The sequence below is a fragment of the Methyloprofundus sp. genome (genome assembly GCF_965251085.1).
Classification (GTDB): Bacteria; Pseudomonadota; Gammaproteobacteria; order Methylococcales; family Methylomonadaceae; genus Methyloprofundus.
The window spans coordinates 593,410-605,518 of record NZ_OZ252594.1; the positions used below are offsets into that span (position 1 = coordinate 593,410).

Genomic DNA, 12,109 nt, shown 5'->3' on the forward strand with positions numbered 1-12,109 from the left:
GTTGTCTATGTGCAAGTTACTACATCATTGTTAGAAAAACACGTCCGAACCGGAGATGTTTATAGCAAGCTGGCTAATTGGCGTAATGCCTGACCCCGATGGCTTAACTGGTTTTTTCTTGGTGCAGATAATTCAGCTGAGCTACAGTTTTCAGCAGCTACCCAGAAAATCGGATCGTAACCAAAGCCGTTAGCACCCTGTGGATGGTCTAAAATCCTGCCTTCCCAGCTAGCCTGCGCAATCAGCGGGAAAGGGTCATTTGCATGACGCATGAGCACTATCACGCAAATAAAGCGCGCGCTACGCTGCGACTCTGGAATATCGACCATAGCATCGAGTAATTTTTGCAGGTTTTCCTGATCCGTTGCCTTGGTGTCTGCATAACGCGCTGAAATAACTCCAGGAGCGCCTTTTAAAGCATCGACAACTAATCCGGAATCATCAGCAATGGCGGGTAAGTTGCTATGCAATGCAGCATGCTTGGCTTTGATAATTGCGTTCTCAATAAAAGTACTGCCCGTTTCCTCGGCTTCCTGGATATTAAATTGCTGCTGAGGAACAATTTTATAATCACTCAAAATAGCTTGTATTTCTTTGATCTTGCCAGCATTGCCACTGGCCAAGACAATTTTATCTGAATTAGGAAGAGACATAGGGCGGTTTGAATTTATCAATAAGAGATAGGCGGTTACTAGTACAGCAGCCCCGAAATAAGTAATAAAAAAAATACCAATAATTAGTAATGCTGTTTTTTATATCGCAAATTTAAGGGGCGCTGCACAAGCGTGTCTGTTAATTATAGCTATCTTAAGCGACAAGAGGAGTGTTAATTGCGTTCATTGCCCGTAAGCCACTCTGATTAGATGCGGAATGCACGGATCCCATAAGTCCTAGAGGTATTAGACAGTCTCAGGTAAAAGCCGGGTAGATGGGTGCAACATTTCTTTAATGGTATGTGCCGCCGAGAAAAAGTCGATAATTCCAGCAGGTGAATCAATCGAGCCTGCCCCCTCGCATTGGTTTGATTCGCAATTCGGGACCCTGCTTTCGATTCCTTCTACTCACCGCGATTTGAATAAAATGGTACCCGAAGGGAATTTTCGTGAAGATCTTTATTACCGGTTCAGTGTTTTTCCTTTAACTTTGCCACCCCTACGTGAGCGTCAGCAAGATATTTCAGTTCTCGCTCAATGGTTTACCAATAAATATGCGCAAAAAATGGGTAAACCCATAACTCAAATTCCGCAAGCAGTCATCGATAATCTATTAAACTATAACTGGCCAGGTAATATCCGAGAGCTGGAGAATGTGATAGAACGTGCTGTCATTCTGTCATCTTCACATATTTTGCAAATTCCAGTGCTTAAGAAAAGAGCAGAGAATATGATAGGCGACGACCAGCCTGTGCTTACTTTGGCGGAGATGGAAAAAGCATATATTATAAAAATTCTTGAAGGTACCGGTTGGCAAATTTCTGGCGAACAGGGGGCCGCTTCTATTCTTGAAATGCACCCTAATACTTTACGCTCTCGAATGAGTAAATTAGGTATTCGCAGAGCTAGCACTTCGGGTTAACGAAATAAGGTTAATTCACTATATTTCGTAGAATATTTACTTTTATATTGATTAAAACTACTTTTTTCTATTTGTAAGTTACTGTTTTAATTTATATTAAATGATTTTATAGATTCTGGCATGGCTCCTGCTTTAGTTATTATCAATGACTATTCAGGAGAATTAAAATGACAGAATACCCCCACCCTACAATAGGGACAGTAGCTCAAGCATCCAGATTGTTACTGCAGCACACAGCAAAGAAAATAGGTTTTGTACCTAACTTATACGCTGAGCTTGCTACATCACCTATCGTTTTAGAAGCTTATCAAACTCTGTCTACCCTGTTCGATAAAACCGCCTTTACCCTCGTTGAACGACAACTACTGCTCCTGAGTATTAGCCGTTATCGGAATTGCTGTTATTGCCTTGCTACTCATGGCACCCTGGCAAAAATGCAGAAAATTCCCAAACAAGTCATTAGCGCCGTGTACTACAGCGAACCGTTGCTTGATCCCAAGTTAGAAGCATTGCGTACTTTCGCACGCGCTATGCTGGAAACTGAAGGCTGGGTTCAGCACGATGCTCTCCAGGCTTTTTATAAGGCTGGGTATCAAAAGCAACATGTGCTGGGAATTAGTTTCAAAACAATCAGTAATTATGTTAGCCAGATCAATGATACACCGATTGACGCAGAGTTTTTGTCGGGTATACCTGGTAGCAGTAACTCTGATGCTGAATAAAACTACATAACAGGAAGAAATTACCATGGAAAATCGACCACCGCTACCCCCGTTTTCATTAGCAACGGCAACTCAAAAAGTGCAGCTGGCTGAAGATGGCTGGAATAGTAAAAATCCAACCAAAGTTGCTAGTGCTTATACTCTCGATTGCCAGTGGCGTAATCGCGCAGAAATATTTTCTGGACGGAAAAATATCATTGAATTTCTTACCCGTAAATGGGACAAAGAGCTGGAGTATCGCTTAAAAAAAGAACTCTGGAGCTATACAGGCAACCGTATCGCGGTAACCTTTAGGTATGAATGGCATGATGCCTCTGGCCAATGGTTTCGTTCTTATGGGAATGAGTTGTGGGAGTTTGCTGGAAATGGCCTAATGCAACGACGAATTGCGAGTATTAATGATAAACCGATGAATGCTTCGGAACGTGAATTATACTAAAACTTAAACCTAAAAAAAGCGCTTTTTCATCAGGTTATAAGGAAATATAGCGTTCAATTGATGTTTTTAGGTTTATCGCAGTCAACTGTGGTTTCTAGGTTTAACGGTAACAGGGTTTCTTTTGCAAGGGTATTGGAAATATACATTACTCAAAACTGTCTAAAAAAGGCCGGAGCGTTCCTTAGCTAGTGAATTTAAATTCTAGATAATTTTTGACATTTTGTAATCATCCATTACAAAGCCATTACCAATATCTATCAAAAGACTGTTTTCTATTTCAAACTCAAGCTTTGTATAAAAAAGTATTGCATCAGAATTATGTCGGTTGACAGTCAGCCATAACTTATGAACATCACGGAGTTGGCCATAGTCTTGAATAAATAACAGGGTGGCTTTTCCCGTTCCTCGCCGTTGTTGTTCTGCGCCGATATACAACTTACTAATTTGTAGGCTATTTAGTTTCGGAAAATGGCGGACAGCAAAGTATCCAATAGGCGTATTATCATTTTCTACGATGAAATAGGTTAATTGATCAACAATCTGTTGCTGAATTGCGGCTATGCTCTGAAAATTAGCTAACATATAGTCAACTTGTTGCTGGCCAATTATTGAAGGGTAATGGCTATTCCAAATTTTAAAGGCAAGCTGGCTGATCTTGGTTATATCTTTGGGGCTTGTAACTAAGTTAAATTTGAGCATTTGTACATTAGTCGTAGGTTTCCTTAGCCCATCTTCGTCACTTTTATCTTTCCAAGTTATTGATTTATCGTTCGCATAAAATTTTCATCAAAAAAGCTCCTTTAAAATCAAAGGTGTTTTTTTTGAGGCTCCTGTAGTGCCATTTTAGTTTGCTCTGCCTATTGATTTTTCCTGGTTTTTCCTTGATGCTAGTGGCATGTATATTCGAAGAACCAAAACAAAGAGTCTGGAAGACGGCTCCGCTTATTTCACTTACCGCATTGTTGAGTCTTTTCGTATAGGGAAACAAGTCAAGCAACGCACATTGCTCAATATAGGTGCGGACTTTACTATCGAGAAAAAGTATTGGCCCCTGCTAACGGCCAGAATTGAACAATTACAACAAGGTTCGGAACCCCATCAGGAAGAGCTATTCCATTTAGCTGATGATTTAAATCAACTGCTGGAAGCAACGGCTCAACGCTATAGCGCACTGATGACTGCAAAACTGTCACAACCACTAGACTCACAAAGCTCAGAACGGGATTATCATTCTGTTGATATTAACCATGTCGAAGCCATTAATGCCCGCAGTATAGGCGTGGAAACCTTGGCACTGCATGCTGCACAGCAATTGCAGCTAGATGAGAAACTCACAGCACTGGGCTTTAATAAAATCGATACGGTGACAGCACTGGGCAGTATCATCGGACGTATAGTTTCACCCGGCAGTGAATTGAAAACACATGATTGGTTGCAAAATCGAACGGGGCTGGGTGAGCTGCTGGATCATGACTACGGCAATACAAGCCTGACACGATTATATACGGTCAGTGACAAGTTACTCAAACACCAGGCAACTCTTGAATCATTTCTGGCTAACCGCGAGCAGACTTTATTCAATTTAAACCGCAAGATTGTATTGTACGATCTGACCAATACTTATTTTGAAGGCCAATGTACCCAAAACCCGAAAGCGCAATTCGGTCGCTCCAAAGAGAAACGCACAGACTGTCCACTAGTGACCCTGGGGCTGATTTTGGATGGTGACGGTTTCCCATTGAGTAGTCAGGTTTTTCCCGGCAATGCCAGTGAGCCCGCGACTCTGAAGCTCATGCTTGAGGGACTGCGAGACAAGGATCCCTTTCATCAAATAAAGCCGGTGGTTATCATGGATGCCGGCATTGCCAGTGCCGACAATGTTGCCTGGTTAATCGAACAAGATTATCATTATCTCGTCGTCAGTCGAGAACAGCACGTAAAAAACCCAAGAGACCAGGAAAGCCCGGTAACAGTCAGGGATACCCCGGACAGTAATGTCGTTGTGTATCGTGAAGTTGATCCAGAAACCAGGGAAACCCGACTCTATTGTCACTCAGAACAAAAGGCAAAAAAAGAACAAGGTATCCGTAACCGCTTTCATGTTCGTCTGGAAGAAGCCCTGGAAAAACTGCACACGGGCCTGAGCAAAAAAGGCACCCTTAAAAAATACGACAAAATACTGGAACGTATCGGCCGGCTACGTGAAAAACATAGCCGCGTTGCTGCTGACTACACCATCAACGTCATGGCGGATGACAAAAAAAACAAAGCCACCAGTATCGAATGGAAACGTAAACCTGAAAGTGACCAGAAAGATCAACACTGTGGTGTGTACTGCCTAAGAACAAATATCCCTGACTGGTCGGAAGAACAGTTATGGACGACCTATACCATGCTCACAGAGATTGAAGCGACCTTTAGAAGCCTGAAAACCGAACTGGGTTTGCGCCCTGTCTACCACCAAAAAGAAGACCGGGTTACCGGACAGCTATTCATTACATTATTAGCTTACCACTTGGTACATACACTGCGTTATCAGCTTAAACTGCAGGGCATTCATCTAAGCTGGGAAAGCATTCGCAACATTATGTCGACCCAGCAACGTTTGACCATTACCTTACCCACTGATAACGATACAATCATTCACTTGCGAACCACAAGCAAAGCAGAAACCAGACAAAAACAAATCTATACTGCTTTGAATATTAACCCCGACCCGATAGGAAAAATTAAAACGACCGTTGATATGAAATCTGTAGTGCCAACTGAGACCGATTGAAAAATTTAACTCATTGAAATAATGGGGAATTGACTGTATAAGTCACGAAGATGGGTTAGGAACGCGCACGAAATAAGTTGAGCATCTGGCGCAGGATTTTTATTCGTATTCAAGACGTAGAAACTGGCGCATAGCCAGCTACGTAACAGTTTCTACAACGCAGAAGACGGATAAAAAGACTAGCCAGTTGCTTAAGTTATTCCGTGCGCGTTCCTTCGTTCGGGAATGGACCCAAAAAAATCAGAGCTCTTGAGATAGCAAATGCCATTGATTATCAACTAAACCTTGTAGCGGCTGGTAGTTGCTTTTATAAGACATTTTCTGACAATTTTCTATCCAGTATCCGAGATAAAGCCATTCTAACCCCAGTGATTTTGCATGTTCGATTTGCCATAAGACGGCATAGACTCCAAGGCTGCGCGCAGAAAATTTAGGATCAAAGAATGTATAAACAGCAGACAGTGCATTATCGAGTAAATCGACCACTGCAACGCCTGCTAATTCATTATTGCAGCTAAACTCGACAAATAGGGTGTTGCACCAGTCACTACTGAGAAAATTAATGTAATTTTCCTGAGTTGTATTGACCATTTCGCCATCCGCGTGACGGCTTTGTTGGTAGTATTGAAAAAGCTCAAAATGTGCTTGCTCAAATCTCGCTGGTTTGATTTTAACGTCTATATTAGTATTCTTTTTTAAGGTTCTACGTTGTTGTCGTGATGCTTTGAAGTCAGCGACAGCCAGGCGTGCTGGAACGCATTGTTTACATGAAGTGCAGTGGGGTTGATAGACATGATTACCACTGCGTCGAAAACCTTGACTAATTAGCTGGGAATAATGATCATTTGTCAGTGAAAAGTCCGGGTGTATATAGGCAAATTGTGCGTTACGCTGCTCCAGGTAGCTGCATTCATGTGCTCTATCGAGATATAAGGGAATTGAAATCATTTTTGCCATGCTGAGGTGGCCGGATTGCGTTGATGATATGGTTTTAGCAATGAACAAAAGCGAGTACGAGTTATTTCTTCTGCCCCGAGACTAATCAAGTGCTGAGTGTGAACCTGGCAATCTATTAATTGATAACCCCAGTCGTTGAGTTGTTGAACCAGGCTGACAAAGGCGACTTTAGATGCGTCTGTTTTGTGGTGAAACATAGATTCCCCAAAAAATACCTGGCCCACAGCAATGCCATATAAGCCTCCGACCAGCTTATCATCGTGCCAGGCTTCAACTGAATGTGCATAACCTTCCCTATGCAGACGTATATAGGCAGCTTGCATTGCTGCAGTAAGCCAGGTGCCAGACTCTTGCGACCGAGGGCTTGCGCAGGCTTTTATGACATCGGCAAACGCAGTATCAAAGCTAATCTGGAAGTGCTGTTTGCGTAAGGTTTTTTGCAGGCTTTTAGAAATATGTAATTTTTCAGGAAAAATAATAAGTCGGGGATCGGGTGACCACCATAAAATCGGGTCTGCATCACTGTACCAGGGGAAAATACCCCTGCTGTAGGCATTGATTATGCGCTGAGTGGATAAGCAGCCGCCAACTGCTAACAAGCCATCAGGCTCACTTAGGGCTAGGTTAACGGGTGGGAATTCCTGATTTGCTAAATTTGGGTCAAGAACTGTAAGCATATAATAAGCAGGTTTTATTATGATTATACCTTAGGTATCATGCCCGAAATAAACCAGGCAAGCTAGAAATTAAGTAAATATAGGTATATCTTTAGCTGCATTCTTTGGGTTAATCCAGAGACTATTGTCGGCCTTTTTCATTAGTATTTTTAGCAATACAGGGCTGAATAGTGCTAATAGTTTAGCATTCATTAGAATATATTAATTTAGTGCAGTTAAAAGCATAAAAGAAGGGTGTTTTATTGTGGAATATGCTATATTTAATAGCAGTAATGAGAATGATTATTAATTAGATAAATATTTGCTCTTGAAGGAGACGTAAATGGACATGAGATTATTTGACCTGAAAGATTTAGCTATTGGTGAAAAAGGACGAGTAACAGGTTTCAGCAAGCAGGGTAGAGCCTATAGAAAGCGTTTGCTAGCAATGGGTTTAACGCCTGGGACTGAATTTTCTATAGTGCGCTTTGCGCCGCTAGGCGACCCTGTGGAAATTGCGTTGAGAGGGTTTTCTTTGACCTTGCGTAAAAATGAAGCGGATGTATTAAGTATAGAGAAAGTTTGATGCAAATTGATTATACAGTTGCGGTTGTCGGTAATCCCAATTGCGGTAAGACAACACTTTTTAATGCATTAACTGGCGCACGCCAGCATGTGGGCAATTGGCCGGGTGTCACTGTAGAAAAGAAAACGGGTGAGTATAGCCATGATGGGAAACAAATTGAAGTCGTTGACCTGCCTGGGACTTATTCTTTAGAGGCCGATAATGAAATTTCGCTGGATGAGCGCGTAGCAAGGGATTATGTGGCGGCTAAAGAAGCGGATTTAATTATCAATATTCTGGATGCTTCTAATATCGAGCGTAATTTGTATTTAACGTCACAGTTAATTGAAATGTGTGTGCCGATGATTATTGTGCTGAATATGATGGATGTTGTTGCACAACGCGGTCTGGAAATTGATATACAGAAATTGTCGCAACAACTGGCTTGTCCGGTTATTCCCGTTTCTGCTTCTATTCGTCAGGGTGTAAAGGAGCTCAAGTCCAGCATTAATCTTGCGGCAGTTGAGCAACCTGTTCCGCATTTAGAGGTTGCTTATCATCCAGAAATAGAAAAAGCAATCGCTACTTTATCAATAAACTTATTACAAAAAGCTATTGAGCATCAATGTGATACGCGCTGGTTGGCGATTCGTTTATTAGAAAGAGATACATTAGCACAGAAAATAGCCGGCAGTGAGCTTGTCAATCAGGCTGAAATTCTGGAACAAACGATAGAAGATGCAACAGACGATGAAGTCGATATTCTAGCGGCTGATGCACGTTATGGTCTGGTTAATCAAATAACGCAAAGCTGTGTTAATAAGCTAAATGAAGTTAGTCGAGGGATGACTAATATGATAGATACGTGGGTATTAAACCGTTATTTAGGTATCCCCATTTTTTTATTGATGATGTATCTGATGTTTATGATCACTATAAATATTGGTAGTGCCTTTATTGATTTTTTTGATCAAGCTGCCGGAGCTATCTTTGTCGATGGGTTTGCTGAGCTATTAACTGCATTATCACTTCCGGAATGGTTGGTCGTTTTACTCGCTAGTGGTGCGGGAGGCGGAGTGCAAGTGGTTGCTACCTTTATTCCTATCATCGGCTTCCTGTTTCTGGTGTTATCTTTATTGGAAGATTCTGGATATATGGCACGTGCTGCATTTGTCGTTGACCGGTTTATGCGCATGATTGGTTTACCCGGTAAGTCATTTGTGCCGATGATTGTAGGCTTTGGCTGCAATGTACCGGCAATTATGGCTACACGTACGCTGGAAAGTCAGCGCGATAGAATACTCACCAATATTATGAACCCCTTTATGTCTTGCGGGGCGCGCTTACCTGTATATGCTTTATTTGCTGCTGCTTTTTTCCCGGTAGGTGGCCAAAATCTAGTGTTTGCTTTGTATGTGTTTGGCATTATGGTCGCCGTATTAACCGGATTGATTATGCGCCATACCTTGTTTAAAGGGGAGTCTATGCCCTTTATTATGGAATTGCCGAATTATCATTTGCCAACCTTGCAGAGTATTATGATTCGCACCTGGGAACGCTTAAAAACTTTTTTGATTAATGCGGGTAAAGTGATTGTGCCGATGGTTTTAGTGCTTAACTTTCTTAACTCACTAGGTATCGATGGTAGTTTTGGTAAGGAAAACACACAGAAATCTGTATTAAGTGAAATAGGACGTACCTTGGTACCGGTATTTCAACCGATGGGGATTCGTGAAGAAAACTGGCCTGCGACGGTAGGAATTTTTACCGGAATTCTGGCTAAAGAAGCCGTGGTCGGTACGCTGGATGCATTATATAGCCAGTTAGCGCTAGAAGGCGTAGAGCTGGAACAGCCTGCCTTTAATCTGCAACAACGCTTGATTGATGCAACGTTGACAATCCCTGTGAATCTCATGGCAGTAGCAGATAATTTGCTTGATCCTCTGGGACTTAATATTGGTGAAGTAAGCGATACGCAAGCTGCGGCAGAAGCACAAGAAGTCAGTCGTGGAACCTTTGGTGAGATGCAAGCGCGATTTGATGGTAAGGCAGGGGCATTTGCCTATTTATTGTTTATCTTGCTGTATGCTCCATGTGTTGCAGCAACAGCGGCAATTCAACGCGAAACGGGCACTAAATGGGCGATATTTGTCGTTTCCTGGACGACCGGAATCGCCTATATGACAGCCACCATTTTCTACCAATTAGCAACCTTTACACAGCATAGAGAAACATCCTTGCTCTGGGTAATGGGATTACTGTTTATGTTTAGTAGTGTCATCTTTGCTTTCTGGTTAGCCGGCAGACAAGAATTGAAACAGGAGGTCGCATGATTTTATCCGAACTGCGTGATTATCTTAAACAACGCCAACGCCTTTCGTTACTTGATATGGTTACCCATTTTGATATAGATGCCGATGCACTGCGTGGTATGTTGAGTAAGTGGGTCAGTAAAGGAAAGGTGAAAAGACTGGATGCAGGTGCTAATTGTGGTACAGGTTGTTGTAAATGTGATCCTGCAATGACCGAGCTGTATGAATGGGTGGGTAAAGGATAGCTTGCATAAATTCGCTCGATGCTTACATAAGCAGAAGCAGCAATAGCTAAAGTTATTGCACTTCTTTTTTTTCGATGACTCTTAACTAAAATACCAAACTGGACTAAGCTAACACTATTAGCTAAATAACAGGGGACCTTAATGGCTGAGCAGCAACCCAGTATTTTAATAGGCACTCTTACTGAGGTGAGAGGAGATGGCATGGAAGCACGTGTAGTCGAAGAATTTTCAACAGAAACTCCCTTACTGACCATTGATAACGAGCAAATGTTAGCTGCCAATATCGGTTCTTATGTGGTTATTCGTCAGGCCAATATAGCCGTTCTGGCTATGGTCTTCAAAATGCGCGAAACAGATCGTTTCGAACAAGGAAAGCGCATATCGGATCGTTTTTTCTCATTAATTCCGGTTGGGGAATTAAAAGAAGATGAAACTTTTATTCGTGGCGTGCGCCATTACCCAACGCCGGGAGCCAAAGTTTATGCTGTCGGTCTTGCTGAAATTAATGCTATTTTTTCGCAATTTAGAAGTTATGAATTCTTTATAGGTCAACTCTCTGCACATAAAGATTATCATTTAAGTCTGGATCCGCGTGCTTTGTTTGGGCGACATTTTGCCATTGTAGGACAAACCGGTTCGGGTAAATCATGGGCCGTTACCAGTATAATTCAGCATACTATAAAAGCCATGCCTAAAAGCAATCTGATTTTACTGGATTTGCATGGTGAATATTGCTGGAAGGACGATGCCGGTAAAATTCAATCGGCATTTCCTGAGGGTACGGTTAATTATGTAGAAGCGACTGAGCTGGAAATGCCATACTGGATGATGACCTATGCGGAGCTAATAGATTTATTTATTGATCGGTCAGAGTCAGGTGCTTCTATTCAAATGGCTTTTATGCGTGAGGTGTTACAGCAATTGAAGCGTGAGACAGCTAAAGAAATTGGCTTAGGGGTCGTCTCCGTGGATACACCAATTTACTTTTCGCTAGCCGAAATGTACCGACAATTTAAAAATGCAAATGAAGAGAGAAAAGAATTTGGTAAAGTGACTGGGGCATTATTTGGCCAGTTTGATGAATTTTTAGTGCGCATGCAAAGCCGTTTTAATGATGTGCGGTATGATTTCTTACTTAAACCTAAAAAACGCAATAGCTCCGCAACTATGGCCGATTTATTACGCGAATTTGTCGGTGTAGGCGCTTATAACTCTAATGTTACAGTTATTGATCTAAGTTCTATTCCTACCGATGTAAGGCCTGCTGTTTGTGCTCAGGTAGGAAGGCTTGCCTTTGAATTTAATTACTGGAATCCAAAAAGACGAGAATTCCCCATCACGCTTATATGCGAAGAAGCCCATGCCTATATTCCCAGAGAGAAGCATAGTCAATACGAAGGCACAAAGCGCCAGATGGAGCGTATTGCAAAAGAAGGACGGAAATACGGGGTGTCGATTGGGGTAGTAAGTCAGAGACCCACTGAGCTATCAGAAACCATGCTGGCACAATGCAGTTCCTTTATTTGCTTACGTACCACTAACCCGGATGATCAGGACTATATTAGAGGTCTGGTGCCTGAAGCTGAAGGTGATTTGGTTGATATACTGGCCTCATTGGGTCGAGGAGAGGCATTAATCTTGGGTGAAGCGGCGCCGTTGCCTACGCGCGTGCAAATTTATAAACCCGATCCAGAGCCTAAGAGTAATGATGTAGATTATTTTACCAGTTGGCGCGAAGGGGTTGACGAGATAGATGTGGATGAAATTGTTCATTTGTGGCGCACGCAAACACATAAGTGAAGCGTGTCAAAGAAATAAGTTATAATTTGTAAGGATAAAATGTACTGCATTATATAGCT

General features: G+C 42.1%; 12 protein-coding genes. 8 read left to right on the forward strand and 4 right to left on the reverse strand.

From position 1 onward, the window contains the following. Positions 1-59: 59 nt before the first annotated feature. The gene (rdgB, locus tag ACQY3F_RS02865; protein WP_428353383.1) at positions 60-653 is read right to left on the reverse strand and encodes an RdgB/HAM1 family non-canonical purine NTP pyrophosphatase; all 594 of its coding nucleotides are present in this window, start codon (positions 651-653) and stop codon (positions 60-62) included. A gap of 295 nt (positions 654-948) precedes the next feature. Between rdgB and ACQY3F_RS02870 the strand changes: the two genes are divergently transcribed. From ACQY3F_RS02870 to ACQY3F_RS02880, 3 genes are all read left to right on the forward strand, one after another. Continuing rightward, positions 949-1,575, forward strand: coding sequence for a sigma-54-dependent Fis family transcriptional regulator (locus ACQY3F_RS02870; protein WP_428353384.1), 627 nt, complete (start codon positions 949-951; stop codon positions 1,573-1,575). Between the two features lie 167 nt (positions 1,576-1,742). Next, positions 1,743-2,297 carry a carboxymuconolactone decarboxylase family protein gene (locus ACQY3F_RS02875; protein WP_428353385.1) on the forward strand — a complete coding sequence of 185 codons (555 nt, stop codon included), beginning with the start codon at positions 1,743-1,745 and terminating at the stop codon, positions 2,295-2,297. A gap of 25 nt (positions 2,298-2,322) precedes the next feature. Then, positions 2,323-2,736 (forward strand): DUF1348 family protein, encoded by a 414-nt coding sequence (locus ACQY3F_RS02880; protein WP_428353386.1) that lies wholly within the window; start codon positions 2,323-2,325, stop codon positions 2,734-2,736. 201 nt (positions 2,737-2,937) lie between these two features. Here ACQY3F_RS02880 and ACQY3F_RS02885 read toward each other — a convergent pair whose 3' ends face one another. After that, the gene (locus tag ACQY3F_RS02885; RefSeq protein WP_428353387.1) at positions 2,938-3,435 is read right to left on the reverse strand and encodes a GNAT family N-acetyltransferase; all 498 of its coding nucleotides are present in this window, start codon (positions 3,433-3,435) and stop codon (positions 2,938-2,940) included. Positions 3,436-3,631: 196 nt separating this feature from the next. Between ACQY3F_RS02885 and ACQY3F_RS02890 the strand changes: the two genes are divergently transcribed. Continuing rightward, positions 3,632-5,515, forward strand: coding sequence for an IS1634 family transposase (locus ACQY3F_RS02890; RefSeq protein WP_428353388.1), 1,884 nt, complete (start codon positions 3,632-3,634; stop codon positions 5,513-5,515). Positions 5,516-5,755: 240 nt separating this feature from the next. Here the strand turns inward: ACQY3F_RS02890 and ACQY3F_RS02895 are convergent, their stop codons facing one another. Beyond that, on the reverse strand, positions 5,756-6,472 hold the full coding sequence (locus ACQY3F_RS02895; RefSeq protein ID WP_428353389.1) for an arginyltransferase: 717 nt from the start codon (positions 6,470-6,472) through the stop codon (positions 5,756-5,758). After that, positions 6,460-7,149: a leucyl/phenylalanyl-tRNA--protein transferase gene (gene aat, locus ACQY3F_RS02900; RefSeq protein ID WP_428353390.1), complete on the reverse strand. Its 690-nt coding sequence runs from the start codon at positions 7,147-7,149 to the stop codon at positions 6,460-6,462. Before aat ends, ACQY3F_RS02895 begins: the two co-directional genes overlap by 13 nt. Before the next feature lie 322 nt (positions 7,150-7,471). Between aat and ACQY3F_RS02905 the strand changes: the two genes are divergently transcribed. The 4 genes from ACQY3F_RS02905 (at position 7,472) to ACQY3F_RS02920 (ending at position 12,050) form a co-directional block, all read left to right on the forward strand. Then, complete coding sequence (locus ACQY3F_RS02905; RefSeq protein ID WP_428353391.1) at positions 7,472-7,714, forward strand: FeoA family protein; 243 nt, start codon at positions 7,472-7,474, stop codon at positions 7,712-7,714. Beyond that, on the forward strand, positions 7,714-10,026 hold the full coding sequence (gene feoB, locus ACQY3F_RS02910; RefSeq protein ID WP_428353392.1) for a Fe(2+) transporter permease subunit FeoB: 2,313 nt from the start codon (positions 7,714-7,716) through the stop codon (positions 10,024-10,026). Before ACQY3F_RS02905 ends, feoB begins: the two co-directional genes overlap by 1 nt. Next, complete coding sequence (locus ACQY3F_RS02915) at positions 10,023-10,250, forward strand: FeoC-like transcriptional regulator (protein ID WP_428353393.1); 228 nt, start codon at positions 10,023-10,025, stop codon at positions 10,248-10,250. Before feoB ends, ACQY3F_RS02915 begins: the two co-directional genes overlap by 4 nt. Positions 10,251-10,391: 141 nt before the next feature. Beyond that, complete coding sequence (locus tag ACQY3F_RS02920) at positions 10,392-12,050, forward strand: ATP-binding protein (RefSeq protein WP_428353394.1); 1,659 nt, start codon at positions 10,392-10,394, stop codon at positions 12,048-12,050. Positions 12,051-12,109: the final 59 nt, after the last annotated feature.

What these genes read in the sequence shown, in the direction of transcription:
- rdgB (WP_428353383.1), bottom strand. Translation starts at nt 653, where the DNA reads ATGTCTCTTCCTAATTCAGATAAAATTGTCTTGGCCAGTGGCAATGCT.
- ACQY3F_RS02870 (WP_428353384.1), top strand. Translation starts at nt 949, where the DNA reads ATGGTATGTGCCGCCGAGAAAAAGTCGATAATTCCAGCAGGTGAATCA.
- ACQY3F_RS02875 (WP_428353385.1), top strand. Translation starts at nt 1,743, where the DNA reads ATGACAGAATACCCCCACCCTACAATAGGGACAGTAGCTCAAGCATCC.
- ACQY3F_RS02880 (WP_428353386.1), top strand. Translation starts at nt 2,323, where the DNA reads ATGGAAAATCGACCACCGCTACCCCCGTTTTCATTAGCAACGGCAACT.
- ACQY3F_RS02885 (WP_428353387.1), bottom strand. Translation starts at nt 3,435, where the DNA reads ATGCTCAAATTTAACTTAGTTACAAGCCCCAAAGATATAACCAAGATC.
- ACQY3F_RS02890 (WP_428353388.1), top strand. Translation starts at nt 3,632, where the DNA reads ATGTATATTCGAAGAACCAAAACAAAGAGTCTGGAAGACGGCTCCGCT.
- ACQY3F_RS02895 (WP_428353389.1), bottom strand. Translation starts at nt 6,472, where the DNA reads ATGGCAAAAATGATTTCAATTCCCTTATATCTCGATAGAGCACATGAA.
- aat (WP_428353390.1), bottom strand. Translation starts at nt 7,149, where the DNA reads ATGCTTACAGTTCTTGACCCAAATTTAGCAAATCAGGAATTCCCACCC.
- ACQY3F_RS02905 (WP_428353391.1), top strand. Translation starts at nt 7,472, where the DNA reads ATGGACATGAGATTATTTGACCTGAAAGATTTAGCTATTGGTGAAAAA.
- feoB (WP_428353392.1), top strand. Translation starts at nt 7,714, where the DNA reads ATGCAAATTGATTATACAGTTGCGGTTGTCGGTAATCCCAATTGCGGT.
- ACQY3F_RS02915 (WP_428353393.1), top strand. Translation starts at nt 10,023, where the DNA reads ATGATTTTATCCGAACTGCGTGATTATCTTAAACAACGCCAACGCCTT.
- ACQY3F_RS02920 (WP_428353394.1), top strand. Translation starts at nt 10,392, where the DNA reads ATGGCTGAGCAGCAACCCAGTATTTTAATAGGCACTCTTACTGAGGTG.